General features: G+C 69.9%; 11 protein-coding genes. 8 read left to right on the top strand and 3 right to left on the bottom strand.

All coding sequences use genetic code 11. The features are described 5' to 3' along the window. Nucleotides 1–8 precede the first annotated feature (8 nt). Nucleotides 9–632, top strand: coding sequence for a TetR/AcrR family transcriptional regulator (locus B9D87_RS04410; RefSeq protein ID WP_007775983.1), 624 nt, complete (start codon nucleotides 9–11; stop codon nucleotides 630–632). Here B9D87_RS04410 and B9D87_RS04405 read toward each other — a convergent pair. The 3 genes from B9D87_RS04405 to B9D87_RS04395 are packed head-to-tail and all read right to left on the bottom strand — an operon-like array spanning nucleotide 598 to nucleotide 5,362. After that, complete coding sequence (locus B9D87_RS04405) at nucleotides 598–813, bottom strand: Trm112 family protein (protein ID WP_007775985.1); 216 nt, start codon at nucleotides 811–813, stop codon at nucleotides 598–600. The two genes, B9D87_RS04410 and B9D87_RS04405, sit on opposite strands and share 35 nt — an antisense overlap. Then, nucleotides 810–3,836 carry an acyl-CoA synthetase gene (locus tag B9D87_RS04400; RefSeq protein ID WP_085977890.1) on the bottom strand — a complete coding sequence of 1,009 codons (3,027 nt, stop codon included), beginning with the start codon at nucleotides 3,834–3,836 and terminating at the stop codon, nucleotides 810–812. Before B9D87_RS04400 ends, B9D87_RS04405 begins: the two co-directional genes overlap by 4 nt. A 56-nt stretch (nucleotides 3,837–3,892) precedes the next feature. Next, complete coding sequence (locus B9D87_RS04395) at nucleotides 3,893–5,362, bottom strand: HNH endonuclease signature motif containing protein (RefSeq protein ID WP_040631839.1); 1,470 nt, start codon at nucleotides 5,360–5,362, stop codon at nucleotides 3,893–3,895. 69 nt (nucleotides 5,363–5,431) lie between these two features. Here B9D87_RS04395 and B9D87_RS04390 point away from each other — a divergent pair, with 69 nt between their 5' ends. The 7 genes from B9D87_RS04390 to B9D87_RS04360 all read left to right on the top strand — a co-directional run bounded on the left by B9D87_RS04390 (nucleotide 5,432) and on the right by B9D87_RS04360 (nucleotide 13,575). Further along, on the top strand, nucleotides 5,432–6,277 hold the full coding sequence (locus tag B9D87_RS04390) for an SDR family NAD(P)-dependent oxidoreductase (protein WP_007775991.1): 846 nt from the start codon (nucleotides 5,432–5,434) through the stop codon (nucleotides 6,275–6,277). A 396-nt stretch (nucleotides 6,278–6,673) separates the two neighbouring features. Next, on the top strand, nucleotides 6,674–7,180 hold the full coding sequence (locus tag B9D87_RS04385; protein ID WP_040631841.1) for a hypothetical protein: 507 nt from the start codon (nucleotides 6,674–6,676) through the stop codon (nucleotides 7,178–7,180). An 18-nt stretch (nucleotides 7,181–7,198) separates the two neighbouring features. Then, nucleotides 7,199–7,945 carry a gluconate 2-dehydrogenase subunit 3 family protein gene (locus B9D87_RS04380; RefSeq protein ID WP_007775995.1) on the top strand — a complete coding sequence of 249 codons (747 nt, stop codon included), beginning with the start codon at nucleotides 7,199–7,201 and terminating at the stop codon, nucleotides 7,943–7,945. Further along, entirely contained in the window at nucleotides 7,945–9,642 is a 1,698-nt protein-coding gene (locus B9D87_RS04375; protein ID WP_007775996.1) for a GMC family oxidoreductase, read from the top strand. Before B9D87_RS04380 ends, B9D87_RS04375 begins: the two co-directional genes overlap by 1 nt. Further along, nucleotides 9,635–11,425, top strand: coding sequence for a glycoside hydrolase family 15 protein (locus B9D87_RS04370; RefSeq protein ID WP_007775998.1), 1,791 nt, complete (start codon nucleotides 9,635–9,637; stop codon nucleotides 11,423–11,425). Before B9D87_RS04375 ends, B9D87_RS04370 begins: the two co-directional genes overlap by 8 nt. Before the next feature lie 30 nt (nucleotides 11,426–11,455). Then, nucleotides 11,456–12,472 (top strand): SDR family oxidoreductase, encoded by a 1,017-nt coding sequence (locus tag B9D87_RS04365; protein ID WP_040631794.1) that lies wholly within the window; start codon nucleotides 11,456–11,458, stop codon nucleotides 12,470–12,472. Beyond that, on the top strand, nucleotides 12,460–13,575 hold the full coding sequence (locus B9D87_RS04360; RefSeq protein WP_007776002.1) for an enolase C-terminal domain-like protein: 1,116 nt from the start codon (nucleotides 12,460–12,462) through the stop codon (nucleotides 13,573–13,575). The genes B9D87_RS04365 and B9D87_RS04360 overlap by 13 nt, the downstream gene beginning before the upstream one ends. Nucleotides 13,576–13,640 lie beyond the last annotated feature (65 nt).

The following is a 13,640-nucleotide window of genomic DNA, read 5'->3' as shown; positions in this document are numbered from 1 at the left end:
GGCTCCTAGTGACGGCCACCAGCGCCGGGCGCCGGCGGCGAGGGCGGCCGGCCGGCAGCTCGGGTAGCCGCGAGCGCATCCTGATCAGCGCTCGGGAGCTGTTCGCGCGCAACGGGATTCGCAACACCTCTATCCGCGCGGTGGCCGCGGCGGCGGGGGTGGATTCGGCGCTGGTGCATCACTACTTCGGCACCAAGGAGAAGCTGTTCGCCGCGGCCGTGCACATCCCGATCGACCCGATGGACATCATCGGGCCGTTGCGCGAGATGCCGGTGGACGAGCTCGGCTATCGCATCCCGTCATTGTTGTTGCCGCTGTGGGATTCCGAGATCGGTGCGGCGTTCATCGCCACACTGCGGTCCATCCTGGCCGGCGAGGAGATCAGCCTGTTCCGCACGTTCATCGAGGACGTGATCACCGTGGAAATCGGCTCGCGCGTGGACAACCCGCCCGGGAGCGGCACCACCCGCGTCCAGTTCGTCGCGTCCCAGTTGGTGGGCGTGGTGATGGCGCGCTACATCCTGCGACTGGAGCCGTTCGCGTCGCTGCCGCCCGAGCAGATCGCGCGGACCATCGCGCCGAACCTGCAGCGCTATCTCACCGGGGATCTGCCGGACGGCCTTCTGCCATGATCCGGGCGTGCTCCTCCTCGCCGACGTCGCGGGCCTCGTCGATGAGCAGCACCGGGATGCCGTCCTCGATGCGGTAGGCGCGCCGCAGCCGCGGGTTGTAGAGCCATTCGGAGCCGACCAGCACCAGTGGGCCCCGGTCGTCCGGGCACACCAGGATGCTCAGCAGTGCATCGTCGATCATGACTGCGCTCCCGTCAGCTCGGAACGGACCGCCCCGGTCAGGCGGCGGTACTGGTCGGTGCCGGCGTCGAAATACCAGACGTGACGTCCGGCCTTCGGGATCCCGGCCGCCCGCAGGGCGCTGACCGTGGGGCGGAACGTCGCGCTCAGGTTCATCTCCGGCACCACGCACACGATGTCGGGTCCCAGGCCGATCGGGAGCTTGGCGAAGGCCTCGGTGAGGTCGGCCGCGGTGATCGAGGCGCCGGGCAACAGCGTCACCGCCGACGCCGCCACCTCGTGGTCGCCCACCGGCACGTTGTAGGTCACCGCGAGGTCCACGCCGTTGATGCAACCCAGCGCATCGGTGACGGGCTCGGCGTACACCAGGCCACGCGCGGTGCGCACCACCGAGCCGCGCCTGCCTGCCAGCCAGAAGTCGCCGTCGTCGTCGCGGTAGAACAGGTACTCCGTCGAGATCCAGGTGTCGCCGGCGGCGAAGACGCCGCGTTTGACCGAGGCGCTCGGATCGATCGGCCCGTTGGAGGCCGCCAGCAGCACCCCGACCTGTTTGGGCTCGGCGATCTGCACGAAGCCGCGGTCGTTCTCCAGGATCAGGTCGTGCTCGGCGTCGTAGGCGCCCAGCTCGATCCGCCCCGCGCCCGGCAGCGGGCGGCCCTTGCTGCCGACCTTGGCTCCGGACACGTTGGCCAGCACCGCCTGCCCGTCGGTGGTGGCGAAGAACTCGACGACGTGGGCGGGCGCGAACGCCTCGACGACGCGCCCCCACAGCCCGGTCGGCATGCCGGAACCGATGAACAGCCGCACCGGGTGATTGCCCTGCAGCACGAACGCGGGATCGTCGACGATCTCGCGGAGCATGGCCCAGGTGTAGGACACCACGGTGACGCCGTACTGGCGCACCTCTTGGACGAATCGGCTCGGGTCCAGGCCGCGCGACAGCGCGATGCGGGTGCCGCCGACCACGGCGCCGCCCAGGCTGACCAGCAGCGCCGACTCGTGGTGCAGCGGCGTCAGGCAGTAGACGGTGTCGCGGCGGTCCAGGGCGGCCGTCGAGGCGGTGCCGAACGCCGACACCGCCCAGCGGTAGTTGGTGATCTGCCTGGCGACCAACTCGCCGCCGGCCGCGCTGAACGCGATGAACGCCAGGTCCCGGGCCAGCCCCGGGTTGGGGCGGTACCAGCCGGGCAACTCGACGGCGTCCGGGTCGATCTGTTCCATGTCGATGACGTCGGAGTCCTCGGGCAGGTGCAGATCCCGCGACTCGCCGCCGCCGAGCACCAGCACCTGCCGCAGCCCCTGGCGGTCGGACCGCAGCACGGCCTCGAGGTTGGCGGGGTCGGTGAGCAGTTCGGTCACTCCCCCGAGCCGCACCGAGGCGGCCAGATCGGCGTCGGGCCGCATCACCACCGCGATGGCGCCGAGCCGCGACAGCGCGGCGATGGCCACCAGCGCGCTGGGCCGGGTCTCCATCAGCACGCCGATCCGGTCACCCTGCCGCACCCCGACGTCGATCAGGCCGCGAACGACGTTGTTGACGCGCCGGTTCACCGCGTCGTAGGTGTGCACCCGGCCGTCGAACAACAGGAATTCGCCCTGCGGCGCGTCGTGGGCCTGCTCTTCGATGATGCGGCCCAGCGAGATCCGGGTGTGGTCGTTGATCTGGCCCAGGCGGACCAGGCGTGGCAGCGTGCGGGCCGTCTCGACGGCCAGGGTGCGGACCGACTTGTTGGCGGCGACGACGGTGTTGGCCGCGCCACGGACCAGCCCCACCGCCGCCTCGGAGGCCTCCCCGAGGCCGTGCGCAAGCCGCGAGCTCAGCGCGACCCCGCTGTCCGTGTGCTCGGCGGGCTGATCGGCCATCAGGTCGATGCTGTCCGGTTTGTCGCCCCCGGTGGACAGCCACTTCACCCATTCCGCGACCGTCGGCCAGCTCTGTTGCGCTGCCTTTGAACCGACGACCAAGCCGAAATGCCCTGTGCGGATGGTGGATTCGTAGACCTCGGCGTCCGGCGCCGCCCGCCGGATACCGCGCACCGAGGCCGGCTGCCCGATGTCGTCGACCTCGCCCACGAACGCCAGCACCGGGCAGGTGATGTCGGTGAGGGTGACCATCTGCCCGTTGACGGCGAACCCGCCGGTCATCATCCGGTTGTGGGCGATGAACTGCTTGAGCAGTTCGGAGATGGCCGGGCCCGACCACGCGATCCAGCCCTCGCGCTCCAGGAACCGCCGCTGCTGCTCGCGCGGGAGGAGCGCCTCGCGGTCGTGCAGCTGGCGCACGAAGTCGACGCGCGCCTTGGCGGTCTTGAGCGGGTCGAGCAGCTGGAAGCCGGTGCGCGCCATCCAGCTGGGGATGGCCAGCCGGCTGAAGACGTGGTCGGCCATGAAGTTCGCGGCGGGCGCGGCGAAGTTTGCCGGGATGCCCATCGGCAGCGCCGCCAGCGTGTCCACCGGCGAACCGAAGGTGACGATGCTGGCCAGGCTCTTCGAGCGCCGGTAGGCGGCGACCTGGTAACACCACATGCCGCCCTGCGAATAGCCGACCAGGTGGACGTCGCTGCCGGCGGTTTCCCGGACCGTGTCGATGGCCTGGCTGAGCGCGACGATGTGGTCGGCCAGGGTGCGGCGCATGCCGCCCTCGACCTTGTCGGGTTCGCCGAAGTCGATGACCCACGGGTCAAGCCCGTGCGCGTGGAGGATCCCCACCGCGCCTTCGTCGCGGGTGACGTCCCACATGTCCGCCGACATCATCATCGGGTGCACCATCAGCACCGGCGGCCCGACGGGCGACTGGCCGCGCCGGCTGTCCGGCGGAAAGTACCGCCGCAGCTTGTACATCGGCACGCTCTCGACGGTCTGGGACGGCGACGGCACGCTACCGGTTTCCAAGCCCCCCAGCCGCAAGACCTCCAGCCCGTTCTGCGCGGTGGCGATCAGCCGCTCGACCGGTCGTGTGACCATCGAAAAATTGAGATCCACTGCTGCTCCCTGAGTCTTGACAGCTTGGACATCATGGCACATCAGGGCAGCTAGAAGGGCGCTGGTTCCTCCGATCAGGTGTCAGCCGCCGCACCCGTTCAGAACGGTGGCGGCTCGTCATCGTCGGCAGGTGGTGCGGGACCGAAGTGGGCGGCCTCGCGCTCTCGAGGTTTCGGTTGCCGGGCCTCGCGGTTGTGCTTGCGTTCGGTGGCGACGCGCGTGGCGCGGTGTTGGGCGCGGGTGCGGGTGCGTCGGGGCATCATCGCGGTCCGGTCGGTGCAACGGTCGGGTCGTGGCGGGGGCGGGATGATGACATCGCCGGTGGGAGTGCACAGCTGCGGGAACAGCAGTGCACTGCCCGGGGTGGTGACGTAGGTGTGCTGGTCGGGCAGCGTCCAGATCACCGTGCCGTCGGGCAGCTGGCGGTCGCGCCAGCCCCAGAACGTTTTCATCAAATGGTGCACGCGGCACAGCGCCTTGAGGTTCGACGCGTGCGTCGGCCCCCCGTCGGCGTACGGGATCGTATGGTCGAGGTCGCAGTCGGTGGCCGGACGATCACAGCCCGGAGCCCGGCACGTCAGATCCCGGCAGCGCACAAAGTCGGCCAGTTTGGCCGAGGGGGTGTAACCGGTTTGCGCGCCGGTCGGTGCCGCCACCGGTACCAGCCGCGCTGACTTCGCCAGCTCGGCGACCACCTCGGCCGGGATGAGCCCCTCCACCCCCGCCGACACCGCCGGGGCAGAACCGCGGCCCTCGACGCTGGCCCGCTCGGCGATCACGTGGATCACCACGTTGCTCCCGGGCTTGCCCGCGCTCGGCGCGCCCGCGGCGCAGTCGGCACGCCCACAGCCACACACCAGCCGCGAACCACCAGCGGCCAACGCCCCCAACGCATCCGCGCGCCGCTGCGTGACGGTGCGCGGATCGGCGTCACACACCGTGGCGGCCAGCGCCTCCAGGCGCCGGTCCAACGCCCGGCCGTCGGCGCCTAAGACGCTGCCCGTCACATACGCCATCCCCGACCCGTGGGCCAGCACATCCACATAGCGATCACCGAGTGCGTCCTTGGCCCGGCGCACCGCATCGCCATCGACCAACGCGACCACCCGGTCCACCGCGGCGGCCAGCCCACCGCGGGTCAGCGAGGGGCGCCGCGACAACAACACCGCCACTCGCGCATCGACGCGGGCCAGCACCTCGGCATCGGTGATCAAGTCGGTGCGAAACACGATCGTCTGAAACGCCCGATAGTCGATGTAGCCGGCCCGAAAGGCCTCCCCCACCTGTGGCAGCCGATCGCGCATCGCCATCGCGTAACGCAGATAGCTGTGCCCCATCGCCACGCTGCACCCCAACGCCGCACCCAACTGCGCGGCCACCGCCTCCCACGCGTCGGCCGACCAGTCCGCGCGCTCCCCCGACTCCCGGCACCGCAACACCAACAGCTCACCGGCGGCCACCAACCGCTCAGCGGCCGCCCGCGCCTCCGCCCGTCGGGCCTCGCGCGCCCGATCCAGCAGCGCCGCCGACTCCGACGTCTCCCGCGAGGCGTACCACCACTCGAACATGCGTTCGATCATGCCACAGGGGTCAGACAAAGCGCCCCTAGCTGCGCAGACGACGCCTATCCTTCCCTCATGACGCCGAGCTTGTCCGGCAAGATCGCATTCATCACCGGCGGCGCTTCGGGCATCGGTGCCGCGCTGGCCACCAAGTTGGCCGAGGGCGGCGCGGAGGTCTGGCTCGCCGATCGCCAGCTGGCCGCCGCGCAGGAGCTCGCACAACGCCTCGGCAGCGGCGGCACGAAGGCCCACGCGATCGAACTCGACGTGCGCGACTACCCCGCGTTCGAGGCCGCGGTCGCCGAGGCGGTGCGGACATCCGGGCGCATCGACTACCTGTTCAACAACGCCGGCATCGGGGTCGGCGGCGAGGTCGACTCCTACAGCCTCGACGACTGGAACGACGTCCTGGCCGTGAACCTGCACGGGGTGGTGCACGGCATCCAGGCGGTGTATCCCATCATGATCCGGCAGCGCTCGGGCCACATCGTGAACACGGCGTCGATGGCGGGCCTGCTGGCCGGCCCGGGCACCGCCAGCTATACCGCCTCCAAGCACGCCGTCGTCGCGCTGTCGAAGGCGCTGCGGCTGGAGGCCAAGCGCCACAACGTGAAGGTGTCGGTGCTGTGCCCCGGCGCGATCCGGACCCCGATCCTCACCGGCGGCGTCTACGGCCGGATGACCAACACCGGTGCCAGCGAAGAGGACATCCTCAAATCCTGGGAGCCGACGCGGCCGATGGCACCGGACAAGTTCGCCGCCCGCGTGCTTCGGGCCGTGCTGCGCAACAAGGCGATCATCATCGTGCCGGCATGGTGGAAGACGCTGTGGTACCTCGAGCGCCTCTCGCAGACGATGTCGATGCAGGTGGGACGAATCGTGCTCAAGCGATTGCGTGAAATGCCGTCCAGCGCATCGTGATGCGCCGGCTGCCCTGACATCGTTCCGGCCACCCTCCTGAAAGCACGCTGAGAACCGGCCGGGGCTCCGTTTGCGCAGCAGGACGCCGGGTACACAGCCGTTGCGCTTCGGTCGCGACGCGTCGTCGGGGCCTTCTCGGTTGAAAGACACAGCTGGGCGCTTCCAGTTTTCTGGGCGGGCTTTGGCGACCGTTACTGCGCTGTCAGTGTCGGGGCCGAAGCCGGCCGGACCGTGTTCCTTCCAACGCGAAGGCGAGGTGGCACATGGGCACGACGACGGCGAATTCGCTCGGCGACGCCTTCGGCGCGCCCCCGGCAACCAATCAGTTCCTCAACCACGTCACACCGGACCGGTGACCGCCGGCCCGGCACGAACGCGAGCGAGAAAGGGATGCACATGTTGTTGCTGGGCAACGGCGGACGGTTGAAAGGCCGCACCGCCGGCGGCGACGGACTCGGCGAGGTCCAACATCTGGCCGGGCGGGCGCTGTACGACGTCGCGCACGGCCGATTCGAGCGCTCGCTGTCCGGGCTGACCGCCGTGGCGGCTCTGGTCACGACGGCCGAAATCTATTTCGAGCACTACAAAGCCAGCTTCGGCAACAAATGGATGTGGAGCCCGATCGTGGTGACCCCGCCGGTGGTCGTCGCCGGAATCGGCGGGGTGTTCTCAAAGCGCTGGGCCAAAACCTGGCTCCCGCTCACCGCGGGCATCTATACCGCCAATGGACTGATGGGCGAATACCTGCACGCCCGTGGGGTCGCGCGCAAGCCGGGCGGCTGGAAGAACGCGTCGTACAACGTGCCGATGGGGCCGCCGATCGCGGCGCCGGGACTGATGTGCATGGTCGGCGGGATGGGGTTGCTGGCGTCGATACTGCGCCGCGAACGGTTCCGCGGTTAGGGCGCTGGGATATCTGAGATGGCCAACACCTCACGCCCCGACCACCTGCCCAACCTGCGCCCCGACGGCAAGCCGCCGCACCCGTCCTGGCTGCCCAAGCAGCGCCGCGGCGTCACGCCGCAGATGATCGGGCGCTACCCCGATTACGACGTGCTGGAAACCGCCGACACCTGGGACGAGGCCACCCGCAAGGTCGTGCTGGCCCGGCTCGAACCGCCTGGGCCCTTGCGGTTTTTCACACCCGAAGAGGAGCCGTGCCTGCGCGCCTTCTGCGACACGGTGCTGGCGCAGGACGTCGACCCGCGGGTGCCGGCGGCCGAGTCGGTCGACTCCAAACTCGCCGACGGGCGCCTCGACGGCTACCAGTACGCCGACATGCCCGACGACCGCGACACCTGGCGGCTGGTGCTGCGCGGGCTCGACGAGACGGCGCGGACTCATTACGGCGCAGCGTCGTTCGCCGGCGCCGATATCACCACCCGCGAGGCGATCGTCGACAAGTTCTCGCAGGCGGATCTGCAGGGCGGGGCGTGGGAGAGCCTGAACGTCAAGCGGGCGTGGTCGGTATGCATGCGAATGACGTTGTCGGGCTTCTACTCCCACCCCTGGGCGTGGAACGAGATCGGGTTCGGCGGCCCCGCCTACCCGCGCGGCTTCATGCGCCTCGGTGGCGCCACCGGGCCGGCCTCCGCGCGCGAACCGTACGAGACCCGCGGGGCCACCGACGAGGATCCGGTGCAAATCGTGAACAACGGGGAGTTGTGATGGGCGACTTCTTACGAGGGCTGTTCAAGGGCGCGGTCGAACCCAAGGACAACGATTCACGATTCCTGCTCGACGTGCACAGCCGCGACCTGCCCGGCGAGAAGACCATGCGCCGCTACGCCGACGACGACGAGGTCGATCTGGTTGTGGTGGGCGCCGGGGCCGGCGGCTCGGTGCTGGCGCAGCGGCTGGCGCGGGAGGGCTGGCGGGTGGTGATCCTCGAGGCCGGCCCGTTCTGGCACCCCGACGAGGACTGGGTGTCCGACGAGGCCGGGTCGCACGCGCTCTACTGGACGCAGAAACGCATCATCGGCGGCGACGACCCAATCGAGCTGGGCAAGAACAACTCCGGACGTGGCGTGGGCGGGTCCATGGTGCACTACGCCGGGTACACGCCGCGCTTCCACCCCAGCGACTTCGAGACCTACACGCGCGACGGGGTCGGGGCGGACTGGCCCATCCGCTACCAGGACATCCGCCGTCACTACGAGCAGGTCGAACTCGAGCTGCCGGTGGCCGGACAGAACTGGCCCTGGGGCGATCCGCACCGCTACCCCTTTGCACCGCACCCTATTTCGGGTGCGGCCGCCAAGATCTGGCGGGGAGCGCTCAAGCTCGGGATCGAGATGCGGGTGGGGCCCGTCGGCATCGTCAACGGCACCTTCGGCAACCGCCCGCACTGCATCTACCGTGGCTACTGCCTGCAGGGCTGCAAGGTCAACGCCAAGGCCAGCCCGTACGTCACGCACCTGCCCGACGCGCTGGCCCACGCCGTGGAGATCCGCGCCAACTGCATGGCCTCCCGCGTGGAGCTCGACCAGAGCGGCGCCGCCCGGGGCGTGGTCTATTACGACGAGATCGGCGGCAAGGAACGGCTGCAGCGAGCCAAAGTGGTTGCGATTGCTGGATATTCGATCGAGACACCGCGACTGCTGTTGAACTCGACCAGCGACCGGTTTCCGAACGGGCTGGGCAACAACGACGATCAGGTAGGGCGCTACGTGATGGTGCAGGGCGCCACCCAGTCCGCGGGCCGGTGGTCCGAGGAGGTCCGGATGTACAAGGCGCCGCCCCCGGAGGTGACGTCCGAACAGTTCTACGAGACCGACCTCTCGCGCGGGTTCGCCCGCGGCTTCGCCATCCAGACCGTGTCGCCGATGCCCATCGGCTGGGCCGAACACGTGCTGGCGGACGGCCATTGGGGCCGTGCCCTGCGCGAGTACATGCGCGACTACAACCACTGGGCAACCGTCGGCGTGCTCAACGAGCTGTTGCCACTGCCGGACAACCGCGTGACGCTGGCCGACGAGAAGGATCCGTACGGCATTCCGGTGGCCCGGTTCGACTACACACTGTGCGACAACGACAAAGCCAACATGGCCTACTCCACCAAGGTGATCGGTGACATCCTGCACGCCGCCGACGCCCAGGACGTGCTCACCATCGAGCGCTTCGCCCACCTGATCGGCGGCGCCCGCATGGGCACCGGCCCGGAGAACTCGGTCGTCGACTCCGATCACCGGGTGTGGGGCGTGCCGAACCTGTTCCTCGCCGACGGCTCGGTGTGCCCCACCCAGGGCTCGGCGAACCCCGCGCTGACCATCATGGCGCTGGCCTCCCGGCTCGCCGAGCGGTTGGCAGGAGGGAAGATCGATACCCGCGCGGGACGGAGGTCGGAGGCGGGAGTCCGTGGCTGACCGAACGATCGACATCGAGACCACCTTTGCGCCCCGGGTGCTGCGTGAGTACGCGCTGCTCGCCGACGGCGAACGCGGCGCGCTGCTCGGGCCCCAGGGCGACGTGGCGTGGATGTGCGCGCCGCACTGGGACTCCGATGCCGTCTTCTCCAATCTCATTGGCGGCGGCGGTGTTTACGCGATCACCCCGATCGACGTCCGGCACGTGTGGGGCGGCTATTACGAGCCGGGCACCCTGATCTGGCGCAACCGCTGGATCACCCGCGACGGCATCGTGGAATGCCGTGAGGCGCTGGCCTTTCCGGGTGACCGCGACCGGGTGGTGCTGCTGCGGCGACTCACGGTGTGCCGAGGGACGGCGCGGGTGCGGGTGCTGATGGCCCCCGGCGCGGCATTCGGCCGGCACGGCCTCGGCCAGCCGAGCCGTGATGGCGGGGTGTGGAGCGGCCGGTCGGGCCGGTTGCGCTGGCGCTGGCTGGCCGGCTGCGACGCGCACACCCTCAAAGCCGCGCACGACAAAAGCGAGCTGCTCACCTGCGAGATCACGCTCGAGGAGGGCCAGGAACACGACCTGGTGTTGGAGCTGTCCGAACACGCGTTGCCCGACCAGCCCCCCGACCCCGATCTGGCCTGGGACGCCACCGCGGCCGCCTGGCAGCGCAGCATGCCCAGCCTGGATTGCACCATCGCACCCCGCGACGGCCGGCACTCCTACGCGGTGCTGCGCGGGCTGACCAGCAGCGGGGGCGGCATGGTGGCCGCGGCCACGATGAGCCTGCCCGAGAGGGCCCACACCAATCAGAACTACGACTATCGGTACGCCTGGATCCGCGACCAGGTTTACGCCGGCATGGCCGCCGCCGCCGTCGGCACGACCGAATTGCTGGACGCGGCGGTCGAATTCGTCGGCGCCCGGCTGCTCGACGACGGCCCGAACCTCAAACCCGCCTACACCGTCACCGGCGGCGCGGTGCCCAGCGAACGAACGCTCGACCTGCCCGGCTATCCCGGCGGCGCCGACAAGGTCGGCAACTGGGTCAACCAGCAATTCCAGCTCGACGTCTTCGGCGAGGCGCTGCAGCTGCTGGCCAAGGCGGGCGCCGCCGACCGGCTCGACGCCGACGGGTGGCGCGCCGTGCAGGCGGCCGTCGCGGCCATCGAAAAGCGCTGGCGCGAACCGGATGCCGGGGTCTGGGAGATCCACGACGAGCACTGGACGCAGTCCCGGCTGGCCTGCGTGGCCGGGTTGCGCGCCGTCGCGAAACTGGCCGGCGCCGGTCCCGAGGTGGCGGCCTGCGCCTCGCTGGCGGACGCGATCCTGGCCGACACCGCGTCGAACAGCCTGCACCCACACGGTTATTGGCAGCGCAGCCCGCGGTTGACGGGCGTCGACGCGTCACTGTTGCTGCCACCCGTGCGCGGCGCCGTGCCCGCCGACGACCCCCGCACCCGGGCCACCCTGGACGCGGTTCGCCGGGAACTCACCGACGACGGGTTCGTCTACCGATTCCGGCACGATGAGCGCGACCTCGGCGACGCCGAGGGCGCCTTCCTGCTCTGCGGGTTCATGATGGCGCTGGCCGAAGATCAACAGGGCCATGGCCATTGCGCGATGCGCTGGTTCGAGCGCAACAGAGCCGCGTGCGGCCCACCCGGTCTGTTCTGCGAGGAATACGACGTGCGGCAGCGCCAGCTCCGCGGCAACCTGCCCCAGGCGTTCGCGCACGCGCTGATGCTCGAATGCACGGCGACCCTCACCGACGATGACGCCCACCATGAGTGACTACCGGAGCGAGCGAAAGGCATTTCCACGATGACACAGACAGTGGTGATCACCGGAGCCAGCGCGGGCATCGGCCGCGCCACCGCCCAACAATTCGGGCAACGTGGCGCCAATGTCGTCCTGCTCGCCCGCGGCGCCGCGGGGCTCGACGGGGCCGCTCGCGACGTCGAGGCCGGCGGCGGCAAGGCGCTGGCCATCCCGACCGACGTGGCCGACCACTCGGCCGTCGTCGCCGCGGCCGACGAGGCCGAAGCCGCCTTCGGTCCCATCGACGTCTGGGTCAACGTCGCGTTCACGTCGGTGTTCGCGCCGTTCACCGAGATCAGCGCCGAGGAGTTCAAGCGCGTGACCGAGGTGTCCTACCTCGGGTACGTGCACGGCACCATGGCGGCGCTGGCCAAGATGCGCCCCCGCAACCGGGGCACCATCGTGCAGGTGGGCTCGGCGCTCAGCCAGCGATCGATCCCGCTGCAGTCGGCCTATTGCGGCGCCAAGCACGCCATCAACGGATTCACCGAATCGGTGCGCTGCGAGCTGTTTCACGAGGGCTCGAAGGTGCGGATCACCGTCGTGCAGATGCCCGCGGTGAACACCCCGCAATTCTCCTGGGTGCTGTCCCGGCTGCCCCGCCATCCCCAGCCGGTGCCGCCGATCTACCAGCCCGAGGTCGCCGCCCGCGGCGTGCTGTACGCCGCCGATCACCCAGGGCGCAAACAGTTCTGGGTCGGCGATTCCACCATGGTGACCCTGCTGGGGCAGAAGTTCGTCGCGCCGCTGCTGGACCGCTACCTCGGCCGCACCGGATACGACTCGCAGCAGACCAAAGAACACGTCAGCCGCGACCGGCCCCACAACCTCTGGCAGCCGCTGGACTCCGAGCCGGGCACCGACCACGGCCCGCGCGGCCAGTTCGACGACCAGTCGCACGCCCACAGCCCGCAATTGTGGGCGTCCCAACATCCGATCGTCAGCGGCTCCGGCGCGCTCAGCGCCGCCGGTGTGGGCGCCTGGTTCGCGGCCCGGGCGGGCCGCCGGTGGGCGCGATGACTCCCTACGCGCGGATCGAGGAGGTCACCGCGCAGGTCTACGAAATCCCCACCGACGCACCGGAAGCCGACGGCACCCTGTCCTGGACGTCCACCACGCTGGTGCTGGCCGAGGTCGCTGCGGGTGGCCGCCGCGGAATCGGCTACACCTACGCCGACGGGGCGTGCGCCAAGCTGATCTCCGGCAAGCTGGCCGGCGCGCTCACCGGCCACAGCGCCATCGACATCCCGGCGCGGTGGGGGTCGATGGTGACGGCGATGCGCAACAACGGGCGGCCCGGGCTGGCGTCGTGCGCGATCTCCGCGGTCGACACCGCGCTGTGGGACCTCAAGGGAAAGCTGCTGGATCTGCCGGTCTGCCGGCTGCTCGGCATGGCGCACGCGGAGGTGCCGATCTACGGCAGCGGCGGCTTCACCACCTACGACGAGCGCACCACCCGCACCCAACTCGAACGCTGGGTCGACGAGTGGAAGATCCCCCGGGTGAAGATCAAGATCGGTGAGTCATGGGGCTCCGACGTGACCCGCGATCTGGATCGGATTGCCTTGGCGCGCAGGGTGATCGGACCAGACGTCGAATTGTACGTCGACGCCAACGGCGGCTACGACCGCAAGCAGGCGATCCGGGTGGCCCACGCGATGGCCGACCACGGTGTCACGTGGTTCGAAGAGCCCGTGTCCTCCGACGACCTCGACGGGTTGCGCGAGGTGCGCGACCAGGTGACACCGGACGTCACCGCCGGTGAGTACGGCTACGACCTGGCGTACTTCAACCGCATGCTCGCCGCCGACGCCGTCGACTGCCTGCAGATCGACGTCACTCGCTGCGGGGGCATCACCGACTGGGTGCGCGCCGCGGCCGTCGCCGCCTCCTACAACGTGGACGTCTCGGGGCACTGCGCTCCCAACCTGCACGCCCACGTGGCCACCAGCATCCCCAACCTGCGGCATCTGGAGTACTTCCACGACCACCACCGCATCGAACACCTGCTCTTCGACGGCGCGCTGCCGCCCGAGGGCGGCGCATTGCGACCCGACCAGCACCGGCCGGGGTTCGGCCTGGAGTTCAAACACCAAGATGCCGAGCGCTATCGGACGGCGTGACCGTCAGGCCCTGTACACCCGCATCAGGCGAGGCATGAACGCGCGCAAAAACGGGAATCGATACG

This window comes from Mycobacterium colombiense CECT 3035 (assembly GCF_002105755.1).
GTDB classification, from domain to species: Bacteria; Actinomycetota; Actinomycetes; order Mycobacteriales; family Mycobacteriaceae; genus Mycobacterium; species Mycobacterium colombiense.
Note: the sequence above shows the minus strand (reverse complement) of the source record. Positions and strands in the feature narration are given on the sequence as shown.